This is a genomic window from Xanthomonas nasturtii (assembly GCF_023337365.3).
GTDB classification, from domain to species: Bacteria; Pseudomonadota; Gammaproteobacteria; order Xanthomonadales; family Xanthomonadaceae; genus Xanthomonas; species Xanthomonas nasturtii.
On sequence record NZ_CP142084.2, the window covers coordinates 2,829,115 to 2,847,847 of the forward strand.

At 67.0% G+C, this 18,733-nt stretch carries 13 protein-coding genes and 1 other RNA gene; 1 reads left to right on the forward strand and 13 read right to left on the reverse strand.

Features of this window, described 5'->3' with window-relative positions; translation table 11 throughout:
• Window positions 1–80 precede the first annotated feature (80 nt).
• The 13 genes from M3O59_RS12305 to M3O59_RS12365 form a co-directional block, all read right to left on the reverse strand.
• Complete coding sequence (locus M3O59_RS12305; RefSeq protein WP_116905721.1) at window positions 81–1,718, reverse strand: DUF5597 domain-containing protein; 1,638 nt, start codon at window positions 1,716–1,718, stop codon at window positions 81–83.
• Entirely contained in the window at window positions 1,718–4,066 is a 2,349-nt protein-coding gene (locus M3O59_RS12310) for a S9 family peptidase (RefSeq protein WP_116905701.1), read from the reverse strand. The genes M3O59_RS12305 and M3O59_RS12310 overlap by 1 nt, the downstream gene beginning before the upstream one ends.
• Window positions 4,056–5,627 (reverse strand): APC family permease, encoded by a 1,572-nt coding sequence (locus tag M3O59_RS12315; RefSeq protein ID WP_116905720.1) that lies wholly within the window; start codon window positions 5,625–5,627, stop codon window positions 4,056–4,058. The genes M3O59_RS12310 and M3O59_RS12315 overlap by 11 nt, the downstream gene beginning before the upstream one ends.
• A gap of 595 nt (window positions 5,628–6,222) precedes the next feature.
• The gene (locus M3O59_RS12320) at window positions 6,223–8,052 is read right to left on the reverse strand and encodes a DUF885 domain-containing protein (protein ID WP_116905700.1); all 1,830 of its coding nucleotides are present in this window, start codon (window positions 8,050–8,052) and stop codon (window positions 6,223–6,225) included.
• Entirely contained in the window at window positions 8,049–9,866 is a 1,818-nt protein-coding gene (locus M3O59_RS12325; protein ID WP_147308483.1) for a DUF885 domain-containing protein, read from the reverse strand. The genes M3O59_RS12320 and M3O59_RS12325 overlap by 4 nt, the downstream gene beginning before the upstream one ends.
• A gap of 117 nt (window positions 9,867–9,983) precedes the next feature.
• On the reverse strand, window positions 9,984–11,183 hold the full coding sequence (locus M3O59_RS12330) for a M24 family metallopeptidase (protein ID WP_249046476.1): 1,200 nt from the start codon (window positions 11,181–11,183) through the stop codon (window positions 9,984–9,986).
• Window positions 11,180–12,796, reverse strand: a complete 1,617-nt coding sequence (locus tag M3O59_RS12335; RefSeq protein ID WP_116905698.1) for an aldehyde dehydrogenase family protein — start codon at window positions 12,794–12,796, stop codon at window positions 11,180–11,182. Before M3O59_RS12335 ends, M3O59_RS12330 begins: the two co-directional genes overlap by 4 nt.
• 203 nt (window positions 12,797–12,999) lie before the next feature.
• Window positions 13,000–13,076: non-coding RNA, sX9 sRNA (locus M3O59_RS12340), on the reverse strand.
• A gap of 51 nt (window positions 13,077–13,127) precedes the next feature.
• Complete coding sequence (locus M3O59_RS12345) at window positions 13,128–14,036, reverse strand: dihydrodipicolinate synthase family protein (RefSeq protein ID WP_116905697.1); 909 nt, start codon at window positions 14,034–14,036, stop codon at window positions 13,128–13,130.
• Complete coding sequence (locus M3O59_RS12350; protein ID WP_181920528.1) at window positions 14,033–15,346, reverse strand: NAD(P)/FAD-dependent oxidoreductase; 1,314 nt, start codon at window positions 15,344–15,346, stop codon at window positions 14,033–14,035. The genes M3O59_RS12345 and M3O59_RS12350 overlap by 4 nt, the downstream gene beginning before the upstream one ends.
• Window positions 15,339–15,584: a 2Fe-2S iron-sulfur cluster-binding protein gene (locus tag M3O59_RS12355; RefSeq protein ID WP_116905695.1), complete on the reverse strand. Its 246-nt coding sequence runs from the start codon at window positions 15,582–15,584 to the stop codon at window positions 15,339–15,341. Before M3O59_RS12355 ends, M3O59_RS12350 begins: the two co-directional genes overlap by 8 nt.
• Window positions 15,581–16,879, reverse strand: a complete 1,299-nt coding sequence (locus tag M3O59_RS12360) for an NAD(P)/FAD-dependent oxidoreductase (protein WP_116905694.1) — start codon at window positions 16,877–16,879, stop codon at window positions 15,581–15,583. Before M3O59_RS12360 ends, M3O59_RS12355 begins: the two co-directional genes overlap by 4 nt.
• Window positions 16,879–17,817, reverse strand: coding sequence for a proline racemase family protein (locus M3O59_RS12365; RefSeq protein WP_116905693.1), 939 nt, complete (start codon window positions 17,815–17,817; stop codon window positions 16,879–16,881). Before M3O59_RS12365 ends, M3O59_RS12360 begins: the two co-directional genes overlap by 1 nt.
• 160 nt (window positions 17,818–17,977) lie before the next feature.
• On the opposite strand from M3O59_RS12365, the gene M3O59_RS12370 reads away from it, so the two are divergent.
• On the forward strand, window positions 17,978–18,694 hold the full coding sequence (locus tag M3O59_RS12370; RefSeq protein ID WP_116905692.1) for an AraC family transcriptional regulator: 717 nt from the start codon (window positions 17,978–17,980) through the stop codon (window positions 18,692–18,694).
• The last annotated feature ends 39 nt before the right edge of the window (window positions 18,695–18,733 follow it).

Here is an 18,733-nt window from a genome sequence, read left to right on the forward strand (position 1 = left end):
GACCCACCTGCTCCACCCACATGTCCTACCTACCCATTGCGACAACGCCCGTCTTACGGCTGCACGGTCGCCTCGCCCGCTCAATACGTACCCACCCGCACACGCAACACCACGGGCACATTGCCGGCCGCATCCGCACGCCCGAAGTTGAGGCCGTAGTCGGTCTGGTCGCCGTTGAGCTGTTTTTCCACCTGCCAGCGCCCGTCGACATATCGCCCCTGCTCCACCCGCAACAGTTGTCCATGACGGGTATCGGCCGCGTCGCGGAAAAATTCAATGCGTGCAGCCATACCCGTCACCAGAAATTCTTCCGGCCCCAGCTGGGCGACCAGCAACCGGCCTGCATGGTCGTCGTTGCCGGGCAGAATCGGCGGCGCATCGCCCCAGAGTGGCGCACCGAACGACACCTTGCCCTCCCACTCGCCGAAGCGCAGCGTGCGCTGCGGCGCGCCGGGCTGTTCGGCCACCGCCTGCAGCCGGCCGTCGAAGGCGGCCTGCGCCAGAATGCGCTGCATCGGCGCAAGCAGCTTGAAGTTGGCCGCGTGCGCAGCGATTGCGGCGCGATTGGCCTCGCTGTCGGGGTTGCCATCCATGCCGAACACCGAAAAACCGATCCCGCCCTGCCCCAGTACATGGAACAGATAGGGCGCGGTGGCCGCTTCGAAGCCGGTTTCCGACACCCAGGCCGGGTTGTCGGGCCGCGCGTACTGGCCGATGACCTTGGTGTATTCGTTGTAATCGTTGGTGTAGATGTCGGTGCCGATGAAGTCGATCGACGGCGTGGCCGCGCGCCATAGCGCGAACATGTTCACCGTGGCACCGCCGGAGGGATAGTCCATGCCCGGATAGCGCTTGCCCTTGTAGCGCAGCCAGGTGTTGACGTAGAGCGGCAGCGGGTACGCACGCTTGCCGGCTGCGGCCACCTGCTCGATGTAGGCGGCGGTGGCATGCGCGTTGAATGCTTCGGCCGCTTCGGCGCCGAACAGTTGCTGCCAGCTGCCCTGCGGCTTGCCCAGTGCACGCGCAATCTCGGCCGGCACCGGTTGTGCGAAGGTGGCCTCGCCGGCCGGGCCATGGTCGCGCACGGTGCCGATCGCACCGGGCTCGTTTTCCACCTGCACCAGGATCACCGTGTGGCGGTCGCCATCCACCTTGCGCAGGTGCTGCATCAGTGCAGTGAACGCACGCGCATCGGCCTGCACGTTGGCCGCCACATGGGGCGACAGCACATCCACCGGCTCGCCATTGGCATCGCGCATGCGCGGATACGTTGTCTCGTCGCGCTTGATCCACTCGGGCACGTAATGCATCTGGCCGTTCTTCCAGCTGCCGAACCACAGCAAGGCCACGCGCAGGCCACGCTTGCGCGCGCCGGCAATCAGTGCGTCGACGTTGCTGGTATCGAAGCGGCCCTGCGTCGGCTCGAACTGCTCCCAATACACCGGCGCTTCCACGGTGTTGGCATGCAGCGCGACCACCTCGTCCAGCGCCTTGGGCAAGACGGCCGGCCATGCGCTGGAGTTATGCAGTTGCGCGGCCAGGACCGTATAGGGCGCACCATCGACGAAGACCGCATGCCGCCCGTTCTGGGTGACAAAGCGCGGCAGCTCTGCTGCGCTGACAAGCAGCGGCACACCGACTGCCAGCACCACCAGCAACCACACCAGACCGGTCACCCGGCCGCAGCGTTGTGCCGTGAATCGAGCAAACACACGCATCATTGCGCCTCCGATGACAGCGAATTCCAGTGTGGCGTAGGGTCGTTGCGCAGGTGGCGCACGAAGAAGTCGTACTGACGGCGTTGCACGTAGTCGATCGGCCCGCTGGAGCGGCCCACCGAATGCTCGCCACCGGGCACGTTGAGCAGATCGAACTGCTTGCCGGCCTTGATCAGCGCATCGACCACCTGCGCAGTGGAGGCCGGGTCGACATTGCTGTCCTGCTCGCCGACGATCAGCAGCAGGTCGCCCTGCAGCTTGCTGGCGTTGACCACGCCGGATGCCTGCGCGTAGCTCGCATCCACCGGCCAGCCCATCCACTGCTCGTTCCAGCTGATCTTGTCCATGCGATTGTCGTAGCACCCGGCAAACGCCACGCCCACCTTGTAGAACTCCGGGTGGCGTTCGAGTGCACCCAGCGTGCTCTGCCCGCCGGCCGATGCGCCATAGATGCCGACCCGGCTGATGTCGTACGCAGGATCCTTCGCGGCCAGCGCGCGATGCCAGGCGATCCGGTCGGCAAAGCCGGAATCGCCCAGATTTTTCCACGCCACATCGTGAAACGCCTTGGAACGATTGGCGGTGCCCATGCCATCGATCATCACCACGATGAAACCCAGATCGGCCTGCGCCTGCATGCCGATCTGCTTGTCGCCGCCGGAGTGGTAGCCGAACGGCCAGAACGTCTTGGGCACGAAGGCGTCGTGCGGCCCGGCGTAGATGTTTTCGATCACCGGGTATGTTTTGTGCGGGTCGTAATCGCGCGGGCGCACCACCATGCCCCAGATATCGGTGCTGCCATCGCGGCCCTTGGCCACGAAGATCTCCGGCGCGCGCCAGCCGGCGGCCTGCAGCTTGCCGATATCGCCGCGCTCAACGGTGTGCAGCAGTTGCCCATCGATGGCGTGCAGCTCCATCACCGGCGGCAGATCCGGGCGCGAATACACATCCACGTAATGCCGGCCATCGTCGGCAATGGCCACATCGTGATCCGCTTCGGCGTGGGTGAGCCGGGTCAAGTGGCGGCCATCGAAATCCACGCGGTAGAGCTGCCGGTAGTACGGGTCCTTGCCGGCATCCATGCCGCTGGCGGCGAACCAGATGCGGCGCTGCGCATCGTCCACGCGCAGCACATCACGCACCACCCACTGCCCGCGGGTGATCTGGCGTTTGACCTTGCCGCTGCGGCCATCGAACAGGTACAGGTGCCGCCAACCGTCACGTTCCGAAATCCACAACACCTCATCGCCACGCCCATCCACGTCGTGGCGAAAGCTGCGGTCGGCATACACGAAGGTGCGCGCATCTTCGCCAACGGCCACATGCGCGCGTGCAGTGCGCGCATCCACCGCAATCACCCGCATGTGCTGAAACCCGCGCTGCACGTACTCGAAGCTCACACTGCGGCCATCGCTGCGCCATTGCAGCGGCGACAGCGAATATGGAGTGGCGAACAAGGCGTTATCCACCACGCGCCGGCTGCCATCCACGGACAGCAGCACCGGCCGTTCCACATCCACCGCATCGCCCGGCTTGGGATACAGCTGGGTGTGCACCACCGGCTGAAGGCGACCGGCCGGTGCGGCCTCCACACGGGTCACCCGGCGCGCAGTGCCCGGCCGTACCCGATACACCGCCAGCTGCTGCGAATCGGGCGACCAGGCAATGCTCTCCGGATCGAAATAGTCTTCCGCACGGCCATCGTCGGTGCGCTGGACCAGCTGGCCATCGGCCACCCGGCGCACGACCAGGTTCCAGCCATCGGCCAGCGCCTCCCACTGCCCGTCGGGCGAACGGCGTGGCGTGGTATCGGCGGCCACGTCCGGGTCGCGCACCACGCCAAAGGCGCGCGGCCGCTGTTGCCCCTGCGGCTGCCGGCCGGGATCGTCGGGCGCGCAGCGGTAGGTGGTCAAGGTACAGCGCCACGCAGCGTCCTCGATGGCGAACACGATCGCCCCGTCCTCACGCGCGCCTTGCTGCGCATACGCAAACCGCTCGAATGGCAGCATCGACGCCGCATAGGCAGTGCCGGTGGCTGCCTGCAGCGCCTGGGCCACGCGCGCCTGATCGAAGGCCGGTTGCTTGTGCAACGTGGCGACGTCCACGCGCATGAAGGCGAACCCGCCAGGCACCGTCTTGCGGTAATGGAAGGTGCCGTTGTCCTGCCAGTACGCCGGCCAGGCAACGTTCTCGGTCAGCGTGCTCCAGTGCGCGCGCAGGCCGAGCGAACGTTGGTAATCGGCCACGCTGGGTGCCGCATGCGCAGTGACGGCAAGCAACAGCAGGCAGGCGGCCATGGCGCGCGATGCCTGCGCCAGCCATGCGCAGCGCAAGGCATCACTCACCATCGTCGTCCTCCAATGCCAGTTCGTCGCTGCGCAAACCGCTGCGTGCGCCCCAGTGATAAATGAAGAACGCGATCACCGCCACGCTCAACGTATCGAACGGATGCGCGATCCAACCGTGTCCACCGAAGGTGCCGGCCCACGACACCAGCATTACCAGCACGAAGAACACGATCAGCCACAACGACGCGCGTACCTGCCGCAACAGGCGGGTGCGGCCCTCGCGCGATGGCAGGCGATACAGCACGTACAGCGCAAATGCCAGCACCTGCAAGCCAAGCAGCCACGACAAGGTGGGCCATGTGGACCAGTACACGATCAACGCCGCCACCATGAACGACAGCGGCCCCAACACCGCCAGGCCGCGGACGAAAAACGGGCGCGGCAATTCCGGCGCGCTGCGGCGCAGGGCTGCCACCGTCACCGGCGCCACCGCGTAGCTCAGCACCAGCGCGGCCGACACCACGCCGATCAAGGTTTCCCATGAAGGGAACGGCAACGTCCAGAAGATCGACAAGCCCAGGCTCAACCACAGGGCCGGGCGCGGAATGCCCGACACCGGGTCCACCCGCGTCAGCACCGGCAGGAACCCGCCGCTACGTGCCCAGCCATACACCACCCGCGGGGTGGCATTCATGTAGATATTGCCGGTGCCGCTGGGCGACACCATGGCATCGCAGATCACCAGTGCGGCCAGCCACGCCATGCCTAAGGCCAGTGCGATGTCGTGGTACGGCAGCGCGAAAGCCTTGTCGATGCCGGTCCATCCTTGCGCAAGCTGTGCGGCCGGAATGCTGCCCAGAAACGCCAGCTGCAGCAGCACGTAGATCACCGTGGACAGCGCCACCGACAGGATCAAGGCGATGGGAATATTGCGCTGCGGGTCGCGCACCTCGCTGGCCACCGACACGATCGGGGTCAACCCCAGATACGCGAAGATGATGCCGCCGGCGGAGATCGCCGCTTCCACCCCGGCCAAACCCGAGGGTGCGAACCCGTGCACGCTCAGATTGCCGGCATTGAAGTGCTTCATCAGCAGCACGATCACCAGGATCGGCACCAGAAACTTGAAGATGCTGACGATGTTGTTGGCCAGCGCAAAGGTCTTGACGCTGAAGTAGTTGAGCAGGAAAAACAGCACCAGCAAGGCCAGCTGCACCAGCCAGCCCCAGATGCTGGGGTGCGTGCTGTTGGGCTGACTCAACCACGGGAACCACGCCGCTGCATATTGCCGCGCCGCCTCCACTTCAATCGCGATCAAACTGGAAAACGCGATGAGCGTGATAAAGCCGGTCAGCGAGCCGAGCAAGGCGCCATGCGAATACTCCGGGTAGCGCACCACCCCGCCGGCGCGCGGCAACGCCGCACCGAGTTCGCAATAGACCAGGCCCAGCAGCAAGACGGCGATGCCGCCAAGGATCCACGACACGATGCCGGCCGGCCCCGCAATCGAGGACACATGGCTGGCCGAAAACAACCACCCGGAACCGAAGATCGAACCCAGCCCGATAAAGGTCAGGTCGGTCAGGCTGAGCCGCTTGTGGAACTTGCCTTGCGTGGCCATGGTGCCCCCGTTGGAAAGGTTGTAGGCGATTCCTAACTACTACAGCTGTTCCTTCTCCCTCCGGGAGAAGGTGCCCCGACGGGGCGGATGAGGGTACGGGCGCAGCCTCGTGCCATTTCGTCCCGCGCGGCTTCGCCCCATACCCTCACCCCAACCCCTCTCCCAGAGGGAGAGGGGCTTGAACGACGCCCCCTTCTCCCTCCGGGAGAAGGTGCCCCGAAGGGGCGGATGAGGGTACGTGCGCAGCCTCATGCCATTTCGACCCTGCGCAGCTTCGCCAGTACCCTCACCCCACCCCCGCTCCGCGCCCCGGCCCGCGCCAGTGGCGCGCAAACTGTGCCTTCTCGCCCCGGGGGGAGAGGGGCTCGAACCATGCCCCCTTCTCCCTCCGGGAGAAGGTGCCCCGAAGGGGCGGATGAGGGTACGTGCGCAGCCTCATGCCATTTCGACCCTGCGCAGCTTCGCCAGTACCCTCACCCCAACCCCCGCTCCGCGCCCCGGCCCGCGCTTGTGGCGCGGGCGCTCCAAGGCACGCGCGCCAACGGCGCACAAACTGTGCCTTCTCGCCCCCGGGGAGAGAGGAGCTTCAGCATCGCTACTGCTTCGATACCTCCTGCGCCCAAGGCGACTTCCCACCCTCGGCGATGAAACGGTCGATGCGTTGCTCCAGCACCGGGAGCGGCACCGAGCCGGTTTCCAGGATCGCGTCGTGGAAGGCGCGGATGTCGAACGTCTCGCCGAGCGCGGCTTCGGCCTTGCGGCGTAGCTCCAGAATCTTCAATTCGCCCAGGTAGTACGACAGCGCCTGCCCCGGCCAGGCGATGTAGCGGTCCACCTCGGTGGTCACTTCGTGTTCGCTCAGTGCGGTGTTGTCGCGCAGGTACGCCTGCGCCTGTTCGCGCGTCCAGCCCTTGTGGTGGATGCCGGTATCTATCACCAGACGGCAGGCGCGCCACATCTGATAGGTGAGATAGCCGAAGCGGTCATAGGGCGTGTCGTACATGCCCATTTCCTGGCCAAGGTACTCCGAATACAGTGCCCAGCCTTCGCCGTAGGCGGAAATGAAACTGTAGCGGCGAAATTCCGGCAGCCCCTGCGCTTCTGCCGCCAGCGGCATCTGCAAGGCGTGGCCGGGCGAGGACTCATGCAAGGTCAGCGCGGTCAGGTTGTACAGCGGCCGCGACGGCAGGTTGTAGGTGTTGACCAGGTAGATGCCCGGCCCGCCACGGCCGCCGGTGTAGAACGGCGCCAACTCCGGCGGCACCGGTTCGATGGCGAAGCGGCGGCGCGGCAGCCGGCCGATGTAATCGCCCACCTTGGCATCCACACGCTTGGCAATCCATGCGGCCTGCTTGAGTAGCTCTTCCGGCGTCTTGGCATAGAACTGCGCATCCGTCCGCAGGAAATGCAGGAATGCCGGAAACACCACCTGCCCGGCCGGCGCTTTGAAGCCGCTGGCCGCGATGGTCTGGTCCATCTGCGTACGCAACTTGGCAACCTCGTCCAGACCGATCTGGTGGATCTGATCGGGGCTCAAGTCCAGCGTGGTGAACTCACGAATCTGCGCGCGGTAATACGCCTGCCCGTCCGGCAAGGCCCCGCCGGCCAGCGTGGTGCGCGCACGCGGCTGATAGTCGTTGCGGATGAAGTCCAGCAACCTGGCGTACGCCGGCAGCACCTGCGTATCGATGGTCTTGACCGCCTGCTGGCGCAGTTGCGCCTGCACCTCGGCCGGCAGCGTTGCCGGCATTTGCTTGAACGGTGCGTAGAACAGATTGGCCTGGCCCTTTGCCTGCGCCACGTCGGCGATGGATTGATCGCGTCCGGTCAGCGTCACCCTGGGCTGGCTGAAACCGCGCGCCAGCCCGGCGCGCATGTTGTCGGTGTGCTCGGCGAAATAGCGCGGGATATCGGCCAGCATCTTCAGATAGCGCTGATAGTCCTCGCGCGTGCGCAGCTTGGCCTCGGCGCTGAAGCCCAGGTCGCTCCAGAACGCCGAGTCGCTGTTGAACGGCATTTCCCAGGCGCGAAAACGCTGCTGATCCAGCAGCACCAGCAACTGCTGGCGGTACACCTGGTAACTCACCTGATCTTCGGCCGACAACTGCGCCTGCGGGATGCCATCCAGTTCCTTCAACGCCTGTCGCCAGTACGCCGTGCGCTGGTTCTGCGTGGCCACATCCACCTTGGGCAGATGGTCGGATTGCTCCTGCGTGGCCTGGTTGTCTTCATCCACCGCGCCGGACAACTGCGCCTGCCGCCAGCGCCATTCGCGCGTGTACAGCGCCTTGAAACGTGCCGCCGCGCTGTCTTGCGTGGTTGCGGGTGCGGGGGCTGCAGCCTGCGCCTGCACGGCGGCGGCGCCCAGACCGGAGGCAAGCAACACGCTCAATGCGCTCACGCGCCAGATGCGGCTGGTCTTCATCCGCGTGCCTCCGGCGCCGCCTTGGCCTGCGCAATCCACTGCCGCACGCGCTGCTGCAACAGTGCCAGCGGCATCGCGCCGCCGCCCAGCACCGCATCGTGGAAGGCGCGCACATCGAAACGATCGCCCAGCTCCTTTTCCGCTTCCGCGCGCAATGCCAGGATCTGCAGCTGGCCGAGTTTGTAGCCCAGCGCCTGGCCGGGCCACACGATGTAGCGATCGGTTTCGGACTGGATGCTGGGCTCGTCGTCGGACGGGTGCGCGTGGAAGAAGTCCACCATCTGCTGGCGATTCCAGTGCTTGTAGTGCACACCGGTGTCGAGCACCAGCCGGTTGGCGCGCAGCAACTCGCCAGACAGGCGGCCGTAGTCGTTGTACGGGTCCTTGAAGAAACCGATCTCCTTGCCCAGGCGCTCGGCATACAGCGCCCAGCCTTCGATATAGGCGTTGTAGCCGGCCTGCTGGCGGAACGGCGGCAGGGGCAGCGTCTGCGCAAGCGAGATCTGCAGGTGATGCCCGGGCACGCCTTCGTGATAGGCGGTGGTTTCGATATTGATCAGCGTGCGGCTGCCGAAGTCGCTGGTGTTGACCTTCACGATCGCCGGCTTGGTGCCTTCCGGATTGCTTTGCCAGTACTCGGCGCCGGGTGCGCTGCGGCGGAACGCCGGCATCGCCTGCACCTCCAGCGGCGTCTTGGGCAGATGGCCGAACAGCTTGGGCAGTTCCGGTTCCATCGCCGCGATGTACTGCCGGTACTGCTGCAGGATCTGTTCGCCGGAGCTGGCGAAGTGGCGCTTATCGGTCTCCACCGCCTTGCGGAAGCTGGCCAGATCCGCAAAGCCCTGCGCCTTGGCGATCACCGTCATCTCGCCTTCGATGCGCGCCACTTCTGTCAGGCCGATCTGGTGGATCTCCTCCGGCGCCATGTCGGTGGTGGTCTGGGTGTGGACGGCGTAGCGGTAACGGCGCTCGCCATCGGGCAGCGACCACACGCCTTCCTGCGCGCGCCCTTGCGCGGCGTATTCGTCGCGCACGAACGCAGCCAATTTGCCGTAGGCCGGGCGCACCTGTTGATCGATCGCGGCGAGCACCTGTTGACGCAGCGCGTCGCGTTGATCGGCCGGCACCGCAGCATCGAGCTTTTTCAGCGGCGAGGCGAACGGGCTCTGCTCGCCGCTCAACGCGGCAATCTTGTCGATCTGCTCGGGCAGGCGCTCCAACAGGTAGCGCGGCTGGGTAAGGCCATCGGTCGCGCCCTGGCGCGACACCGCGATGACTTGCTCGATCACCGTCGGAATTGTCTGCAGCCGTTTGATGTAATCCTGGTAATCCTTGGCGTTTTCGAACGGAAACGCATCGCCATACCCGGCCAGCGCCAACTGCACGCCGCCGATAGGCTCCAGCGGCATCGTGTAGGTCTTGAGGTCGATGCCTTCCAGCTTGTCGCGCAATTGGCCCAGCATCATCTGCAGGCTGAGCTGGCGTTGCGCGTCCAGCGCCTTGGCATCCACTGCTTCGAACTGCGTGAGCAGGTCCGCGGTTGCGGCGCGCTCGGCCTGCACCGCTTCCAGCGAATAATTGCTCCAGCGATCGTTGTAGCGTTTGTCGCCGATGATGCTGGCGAACTCCGGGTTGTGCTGCAGCTGGTATTGCCATTGTTTGTCCAGCAGCGCATCGAAGGCCTTGGCGGCTTGTTCGCTGGTTGGCGCGGAAGTGGCCGCAGCCGCCGTTTCCGATGCCGGCGGTGCTGGCTTGCAGGCAGTAAACAATGCGGCGGCAAGCAGGCCGATGGCGACAGGACGCAGGTGGTTCATGCATTTACTCCAGGATGCAAGGACAGCGGTAGGAGCGCGCCTGAGCGCGAATGGCTTTACTTGGGAATGCCCGTCGCGCCCGGGTGCGCTCCTACGCGCGCGTGAACCTTCGCAGGCTCACGCAAACGGTTGATCGATCGCCAGCGACGGCGGCGTAAACCACTGCGCGCCCGCCTCGGTGACATAAAAATGGTCTTCAAGCCGCACGCCGAACTCACCGGGCACCACGATCATCGGCTCGTTGCTGGCGCACATGCCCGGCTGCAGCGGCTGCGCATTGCCGCGCACCAGATACGGCGCCTCGTGAATCGCCAGACCGCAACCGTGGCCGGTGCGATGCGGCAGGCCGGGCAAGCGATAGTCCGGGCCCAGCCCCGCGGCTTCCAGCACCGTGCGCGCGGCCTGGTCCACCGCTTCACAGGCCACGCCCGGGCGGATCGCCGCAAATGCCGCTGCCTGCGCGGCCTGCTCCAGGTCCCAGATGCGCTGCTGCGCAACGTTGGGCGTGCCATAGATCCAGGTGCGGGTGATGTCGGAATGGTAGCCCTGCACGGTGCAGCCGGTGTCGATCAGCACCAGCTCGCCTTCGCGCAGGTGCTGCACGCCGGGGATGCCATGCGGAAATGCAGTGGCGTGGCCGTATTGCACGATGCAGAAGGTCGACCCGTTGTCCGCGCCCAGCGCGCGATGCGCCTCGTCGATGAAGCGCACCAGTTGATCGGTCCCGATGCCCTCGTGCGCAATGCCGGCGGCCAGCCGCTGCACCAGCAGGGTCATGTCGCAGGCCTGCTGCATCAACGCCAGCTCGGCAGGCGACTTGCACATGCGGCAGCCGTCGATGATCGCCCCCGCATCGCGGATCGCCGCACCCAGATGCGTGCACAGACCGGTGTGCACGGCGAAGGCAATGCCCGGGTCCAGCGCCAGCGCATGTGCGTGGCGCTCGTCCATGGCATGTGCCACCAGCGCATACGGGTCGTCGTGTTCTTCCCACAGGTACTTGGCCACCGGGATCTTCAGCACCGCGTCCAGCGAGCCTTCTTCGAACGCAGGACACAGCAGCACCGGGTCGTCATTCAAGGTCAGCAGCAACGCCACCAGGCGCTCGCTCGCGCCCCACGGCACGCCGGTGAAATAGCGCAGCGAGGTGCCGGCGCCGATCAACAGCGCATCCACGCCCTGGCTGCGCATCAGGCTGCGCGCGCGTTCGATGCGCCGCTCGTATTCGTCCGCGGCGATCGGCGCGGCGCGTTGCGTCCACGGCGCCAGCTGCGCGCGCGCCTGCTCCAGCGACAGCCCGCCGATCTGTGCGCTCATGCACCGGCTCCCAGATCGGCCGTGCTCCATTGCCCATCGACCAGCCGCGCCACCCCGCCCGGATTGCGCTGGCGCAATTCCGCAGGCAGCAGTGCATCGGGCACCGCGTCATAACTGTGCAGGGCCGCAAAACGGCCGATTGCACCAGGCATGCCCACGGCGGTGAAGCCCGGGTGCCCGGTGCTCGGGAACGGCCCGCCATGGTTCTGCGCCGCGCTCACTGCCACGCCGGTCGGCATCTTGCTGTTGATCAACCGCCCCACCCGCGCGCGCAACACCGGCGCGATGGCCTGCCAGGCCGCATCGTCGCTGCCGTCGCCGGCGCGATACAGCGTGCCGGTGAGATTGCCTTCGAACGCGGCCGCCACCTGCGTCATCTGCGCTGCGTCGGCTGCGCGCACCAGCAGGCTCACCGGGCCGAACGCTTCGGCCTGCAGTGCCTGCGGGTTGGCGATGAACGTCTTTGCATCCACGCTCAACAAGGTCGGCGCGTAGCGGTAGCCATCCTCGCCGGTGTGCCCGCCTGCCAGTACGCTGGCGCAGGCAGCGCGCAGGCTGGCCACCCCGCGTTGCACACTGTCCACACCGGCCGCCGAGAACAGAACCATCGGCATGGCCGCTTCGAAATGGGCCTTGGTGGCCGCAACAAACGCATCGCCGGCCTCACCGTGCGGCACTACCACCACACCGGGATTGGTGCAGAACTGCCCGCTGCCCAGCGTGCAGGACGCGAAGAACTCCTGCGCCAGCGCATCGCCGCGTTCGGCCAGCGCGCCGGGCAACAGGAACACCGGGTTGACGCTGGACAGCTCGGCGTAGAACAACACGCCTGCTGCGTCGGCCGCCGCTTTCAGCGCCAGCCCACCGGCACGGCTGCCGGTAAAACCAATCGCGCCCAGCCGCGCATCGCCGGCCAGCCGCACGCCAATGGCGTTGTCGAAGTGATACAGCAGCTGCACGGCCGCCGCCGGCAGACCGGCCGCAACCAGCGCCTGATGCGCCAGCTGCGCCATGCGCTGGCTGGTGGCCGGATGCAACGGATGCGCCTTGGCGATAACCGGATTGCGCGCGGCGATCGCGCTGGCGAAATCGCTGCCGGCAATCGCGTTGAACGCAAACGGGAAATTGTTCGGGCCGAACACCAGCACCGGCTTGCCCAATGGCGCCAGGTGCGAACGCAGATCGGCCGCGCGATCGATGACGGGATGGGTCCAGCTGTACGTGCGCACCGCCTGCGCGGCTTGGCGCAGCTGCCCGCTGGTGCGCGGCAGTTCGTTGCCACGCAAGCGTGTGGGCGCGGGCAACGCGGTTTCGGCATGCGCCAAGGCGACCAGGGTGTCGGCATCGGCATCCAGTGCGTCGGCATAGGCGTCCAGGAAGGCGGCGATGCGCTCCACCGGTGCGGCCGCCAGTTCCGCTGCCACCGCCTGCGCGGCGGCGACGGCGGCTTCCACATCGTCCGCGCCACTGATCGGAAACTGCGGACCGATCGGCTCGCCGGTGTTCGGGTCGGCAGCGCGGAAGCTGCCGGCCGCATTGCGGCTGGGTTGCCATTGGCCTGCCAGCAGCACCTCGGCGGCGGTCGTGGGAATGGAGTGGTTCGTGTCGTTCATTGCGGCACCTTCGATAACAGGAATGCAGGGCCTGCGCACTGTGCGCCGGCGGCCGACCAGAAAAGCGATAAAGCGATGAAGATGCAGCACTGCATGCCGCATGCGCAGGCACGGCGCGTGGGGAGAATCCGCATGCGCCGCACGCTGTGCGTACTTGCAGGCGCAGCGTGCGATGGCAGTGCACCATCAGGAAAACTGAGAGCGTCTAACAAGACGTAGCGAGCGGTCGTCGGATGGGTGCGGGCGGCGCGTTCAGAGCCGGAGTGTACGAGTGGTACATGCCGATTCCGAGCAACGACCACGCCCGCCTGGCGGCCGCGCGGTCGTGTTGCTAGCTGTTCTTCGGCGCCGTGGCAATGGCATGCTCGATCACCTTCAACGCGGCATCGCGTTCGGCGCCGGCCACCACCAGCCGCGGCGCACGTACCTGCTCGCTGCCCATGCCCACCTTTGCCTGCACCAGCTTGATCAGCTGCACGAAGGTGGGCACGGTGTCCAGGCGCAGCAGCGGCAGGAACCAGTGGTACAACTCCTTTGCCGCCGGGTAACCGCCGTCGCGGGCGAGCTCGAACAGGCGCACCGATTCTTTCGGATACGCATTGACCAGGCCGGCGATCCAGCCCTTGGCGCCCATGCTCACGCCTTCGACGATGGCATCGTCCATCCCCACCAGCAGCGCCAGACGATCGCCCAGCAGCTTCTGCAGCGCGGCGAAGCGGCGCACGTCGCCGGAGGACTCCTTCACTGCCTGCAGGTTGGGGAATTCGGCGGCCAGCTCGGCGATCTGCGCCGGGCCGAAATCGGTCTTGTAGGCGACCGGGTTGTTGTACAGGATCACCGGCAGGTCGGTTGCGCCGATCACCGCGCGCACATGTGCGCCCATCTCGCGCCAGTCGGTGGAGTACACGTACGGCGGCAGCACCATCAGGCCGCCGCAGCCGATCTCCTTGGCCGCCTTGGCCAGCGCCACCGCTTCGCCGGTTGCCAGGCTGGCGATGCCCGGCACCACCGGCACGCGGCCGTTCAAGGCGGTGACCAGTGTGCGCAGGATCGCCAGCTTGTCGTCCACGCTCAAGGTCGCGGCCTCGCCCAACGAACCCAGCGGCACGATCGCGGTGCAACCGGCATCCACCAGCTGGTTGGCATGCTTGCCGAGAAAGTCGTGGTCGATATCGCCATTGGCGGTGAACGGGGTGGTGATGGCCGGCAACACGCCGTGCCAGAACGCAGCAATGCTCATGGGTGATTCCCTTGCGAGTCGGAAGTGAACGAGTCGGCCAGCGCCGCGAGGCGGACCGGGAACAACGGCGGCCGGCGGCCGGCGTCGGTGGAAAGCTCGGGCGGGCAACGGCCCAGTTCGGCCAGCGCGGTGCCGCAGATGCGGCCCTGGCAGGCGCCCATGCCGCAGCGCGAGGCCAGCTTGGCGTCGCGTGCATCGGTGAAGTTGTCCAACGCACCCAGCGGCACGTCTTCGCAACGGCAGATCAGCGTGTCTGGTTGCGCCAGCGCGCGGATGCGCGGGTCCAGCGCGAACTGCTGCTGCAACAGGTCGGCAAATGCACGCGCTGCGCGCCGCCGTGGTTGCAGGCGCAACGCGCCCTCCGGCGCATCGGCGGCCATGTGCCCGGCCATCGCGCCTTCAATCAAGGCGCAATCGCGCCCGCCGATGCCGCAGGCTTCGCCGGCGGCAAAGATCTGGGTGACGCTGGTGCGCAGCAGCGCATCCACCTGCACCTGTTGGTGCGCCCCATACACCTGCAGCTGGCAGCCCAGCAATTGCGCCAGCTCGGTATTGGGCACCAGGCCGTAGCCCACCGCCAATTGATCGCACGCAATGCGCGTGCGGCCGCCGGGCCCTTCAAGCTCGACTTCGCGTAGCTGCGTATCGCCATCTGCGGCAATCACGACGCTGCCGGCGCGATACGCCACTGCGTGCAGCTGCAGGCGCAACGCGGCAGCCTGCGCGGCCTTGCCCGGCCAGCGCCACAACTGCAGCGCGAACTGGCGCAGCGCCGCTGCCGAAGCCTGTTCGTGGATGCCCAGCACCTGCGCGCCATGCCGTTGCAAGGTGGCCGCACTGGCCAGCAGCAACGGGCCACTGCCGGCCACCAGCACGCGCTTGCCGGCCAGCGGCCAGCCCTGTTTGGCCAGCGCCTGGGCGGCGCCGGCACCGGTCACGCCGGGCAAGGTCCAGCCCGGAAACGGCAGCAGCAATTCGCGCGCACCGGTGGCCAGCACCAGGGCGGCGTAATGCAGTTGCAGCGTGCCATCCGGGCCATCGGCCAACAACCAGCCCGGTTGCGCCAGCAGAACCTGCGTGCGCGTCAGCAGCGTGATCGCCGCATCGCCCTGCACCTGTTGCAGCAGCGCGCGCGCAGCGGCCGGCGCACCGTGCTGCACATCGCTGCGCCACACCTGCCCACCCGCACGCGGCTGCATGTCCACCATGCCCACGCGCACACCGTGACTGGCCGCCGCCTGCGCTGCGGCCAACCCGGCCGGGCCGGCGCCGATCACCAACACATCGAAATGCAGCACGCGCTCAGCCATCGGTGCGCACCTGCATGCCATCGCGTGCGTCCACCAGACACGCGCGTTGCTGGCCGATGCCATCGATCAGCACGCGGCATTCGAAACACACGCCCATGCCGCATAACGGCGCGCGCGGTTGCCCGCTGCTCGATTGCCGGAACTGCAGCGTGGCCTGCGCCACCGCGGCAGCCACGCTGGCACCGACCGGCACCTCGACCAGCTGCGCATCCACGTGCAACCGCACTGTCGCGCTCATGCGGCCGCGCCCTGCACCGCACGCGCCGGGGCGTACGGCGCCGGGTCGATGGCTGGCGCGCGCCCCAGCAGGCTGTCCACGATCAGCCGTGCGCTCCCCAGCGCCGTGGTGACGCCCAGCCCCTCGTGACCGGCGGCCACCCACACATCGCGCCGGCCGGGCACCGCCCCAAGATACGGCCGCCCGTCCGGCGTGGCCGGACGCAACCCGGTCCATACGCGAATTGCCTGCAACTCGCGCAGCACCGGCAGATAGGCAAAGGCGCGCTGCAACATCTGCTGCAGCACCGGCATCGACAATGCGCGATCGTGCTCGCCGAACTGGCGCGAGGAGCCGATCAATATCTGGCCGGTCGGCCGCGGCTGCACATTGAAGGCCACGCTGGTGTCGTCGGCGCCGTGCGCCGAATCCGCATAACCGAGCTCCAGCAGCTGGTGCCGGATCAACCCCGGGTGGCGGTCGGTGATCACCAGGTGGCCCTTGCGCGGGCGCAACGCCAGCTCGGGCAGCAACTGCGGCAAGGCCACACCGCTGGCCACCAGCACCGGCCCGGAAAGCATCTGGCCATCGTCCAGACGCACTGCATGCTCCTCTAACTGCGCAACGCGGCGGCCGGCAAACACCTGCGCGCCGGCCTTGCAGGCCAGGCTCACCAGATGCCGTGCCACCCGCGGCGGATACACCACCGCTTCAGCGGGCACGCGCATGCCGCCTGCCAGGCCTGGCACCAGCTGCGGCTCCAGCGCATACAACTGCGCCGCATCGATCGCTTCTGCCTGCAGGTCGGCAGCGGCCAGGCGCGCGATCTTGGCCGGCACCGCCGCCAGTTCGCGCGCATCGCGGGCCACCCACAGCGTGCCGCAACGGCTGAATTCGGCTTCGCTCAGCGTGGCGAAGCGCTCCCACAGGCGCAGCGAATACGCCGACAACGCCAGCTCGGCCGGATCGTCGTCCATCGCCACCAGGTGCCCCATTGCCGCTGCGGTGGAGCCGCCGCCGATCGGTCCCGGCTCGACGATCGCCACCCGCAGCCCCTCGCCCGCCGCAGCCTCGGCGCAGGCGGCGCCCACGATGCCGGCACCGACCACGATCAGGTCGTAACTGCGCCGCGTGGAAGCGGCAGACGGTGCAGACCCGGATTCGGGCCCGGCAACGGAACCCGGCACAGGCGCAGAGGTCGTCGCGGGCGATGGCGACGCGGGCAGCGCAGCAGACGTGCCGACGATGGGATCAGGCAACAGATCGGCCGACGCCATGGCCGACGCAACCACCGGCGCGGGCCGCACGGCCGCCATCAGGCCACGATGCCCCAGGCGAACGGGTCGGCCGGGTCGATCAGCAATTGCGCGCGCGCAGTGATGTACGCCTGCCCGCTGATGCGCGGCGCAATACCGCGCCCGCTCAGACGATAACTGCCTTCGAACGCACTACCCAGGATGCCTTGCTGCACCCAGCGCTCGCCCTCGACCAGCTTGCCGTCGGCCGCCAGGCACGCCAGCTTGGCGCTGGTGCCGGTACCGCACGGCGAGCGGTCGTAGGCCAAGCCCGGGCACAGCACGAAATTGCGTGCCGCGCCGCTGCCGTCGGGCGCGGCGCCGTTGACTTCGATATGGTCGATCTCGCCACCGCCCTCGCCCGTGATCCCGGCCGCTTGCAGGGCCAGCCGGATCGCTTCGGTGTAGCCGGTCAGCTCGCGCTGATGCGCCAGGTCCAGCACACACGGCGCCTGCTCGGTGATGAAAAACCAGTTGCCGCCCCAGGCCACATCGCCGCGCACCGTGCCATACCCCGGCACGTCCACCACCACATCGGTGGCCGCACGATAACTTTCCACGTTGTCTACCCACACCGTGCCATCGTCGGCCAGCTCCACCCCCACCGTACCCACCGGCGTCTCGATGCGGTGCTGGCCCGGCGCAATGCGCCCCAGTTCGGCCAGCGTGCGCACCACACCAATCGTGCCGTGCCCGCACATGCCCAGGTAGCCCACGTTGTTGAAAAAGATCACCCCGGTGCAGGCGCTCGGGTCGCGCGGCGGCAACAACAAGGCACCCACCATGGTGTCCGACCCGCGCGGTTCGCAGGCAATGGCGCTGCGCCAGTGGTCGAACTCGCGGCCGAAGCGTTCGCGGCACTGCGCCAGGTCGCCATCGCCCAGATCGGGAAAACCGGAGAGGACCACGCGGGTAGGTTCGCCGGCCGTGTGGGAGTCGATGACGTCGATGGTGTGCATGGCTCATGCTCCCACTGCCGGCCCGCGCACGACTAGCGTGCAATGCGAGGTGAAAATGCGGAAATCTGCACAATCGACAACCCGATGCACAGCCGCGCGTTTGCGCTAGGATCATTGCTGGGTTGCACCTTCGTGCAACCGTCAAATCGTGACCGCTACCATGACCCCGATGGACCTCAACCTTCCCGCGCTGGAAATGCAGACGCTGTTCGATGCACTGCCGGATGTGGTGTTCTTCATCAAGGACAGCGAGGGCCGCTACACCCACTGCAACCTGACCCTGGTGCGCCGGCTCGGACGCAAGCTGCGCAGCGAGATCATCGGCCGTTCGCCGCTGGAAGTGTTCCCCTTGCCGCTGGGCGGCAGTTACATGATGCAGGACCGCCGCGTGCTGTGTGGCGAGCTCATCGACAACCAGCTCGAAGTGCATCTGTATCCCAACCGCCTGCCCGGCTGGTGCCTGACCTTCAAACGCCCGCTGTGCGAGGCCAACGAGGTCATCGGCGTGGTCGGCATCTCGCGCGATCTCGGCCAGCCCGACAGCCGTCACTCCGCTTACGAGCGCTTGAGCCAGGTGATGGAACACATGCAGGCCAACTTCGGCGACAACCTGCGCGTGCAGGCCCTGGCCGATCTGGCCGGGCTGTCGGTGGCGCAGCTGGAGCGGCACTTCCGCCGCGTCTTCCAGGTCACCCCGCAGCAGCTACTGACCAAGCTGCGCATCGAATCGGCGATGCGGCTGCTGTACGGCGACGACAGCATCGCCAGCATCGGGCAACGCTGCGGCTTTGCCGACCAGAGCGCCTTTGCGCGCCAGTTCAAGGCTACCGTCGGTATGACGCCACGCGATTACCGTGCGCTAAAAGGTCAGTTGTAAGAACAGAATTTCGCCTTGACACATAGCTGGCACAAATGC

Bases quoted from the DNA above. Each gene is read 5' to 3' on its own strand.
- M3O59_RS12305 (WP_116905721.1), bottom strand. From the start codon at position 1,718: ATGCGTGTGTTTGCTCGATTCACGGCACAACGCTGCGGCCGGGTGACC.
- M3O59_RS12310 (WP_116905701.1), bottom strand. From the start codon at position 4,066: ATGGTGAGTGATGCCTTGCGCTGCGCATGGCTGGCGCAGGCATCGCGC.
- M3O59_RS12315 (WP_116905720.1), bottom strand. From the start codon at position 5,627: ATGGCCACGCAAGGCAAGTTCCACAAGCGGCTCAGCCTGACCGACCTG.
- M3O59_RS12320 (WP_116905700.1), bottom strand. From the start codon at position 8,052: ATGAAGACCAGCCGCATCTGGCGCGTGAGCGCATTGAGCGTGTTGCTT.
- M3O59_RS12325 (WP_147308483.1), bottom strand. From the start codon at position 9,866: ATGAACCACCTGCGTCCTGTCGCCATCGGCCTGCTTGCCGCCGCATTG.
- M3O59_RS12330 (WP_249046476.1), bottom strand. From the start codon at position 11,183: ATGAGCGCACAGATCGGCGGGCTGTCGCTGGAGCAGGCGCGCGCGCAG.
- M3O59_RS12335 (WP_116905698.1), bottom strand. From the start codon at position 12,796: ATGAACGACACGAACCACTCCATTCCCACGACCGCCGCCGAGGTGCTG.
- M3O59_RS12345 (WP_116905697.1), bottom strand. From the start codon at position 14,036: ATGAGCATTGCTGCGTTCTGGCACGGCGTGTTGCCGGCCATCACCACC.
- M3O59_RS12350 (WP_181920528.1), bottom strand. From the start codon at position 15,346: ATGGCTGAGCGCGTGCTGCATTTCGATGTGTTGGTGATCGGCGCCGGC.
- M3O59_RS12355 (WP_116905695.1), bottom strand. From the start codon at position 15,584: ATGAGCGCGACAGTGCGGTTGCACGTGGATGCGCAGCTGGTCGAGGTG.
- M3O59_RS12360 (WP_116905694.1), bottom strand. From the start codon at position 16,879: ATGGCGGCCGTGCGGCCCGCGCCGGTGGTTGCGTCGGCCATGGCGTCG.
- M3O59_RS12365 (WP_116905693.1), bottom strand. From the start codon at position 17,817: ATGCACACCATCGACGTCATCGACTCCCACACGGCCGGCGAACCTACC.
- M3O59_RS12370 (WP_116905692.1), top strand. From the start codon at position 17,978: ATGACCCCGATGGACCTCAACCTTCCCGCGCTGGAAATGCAGACGCTG.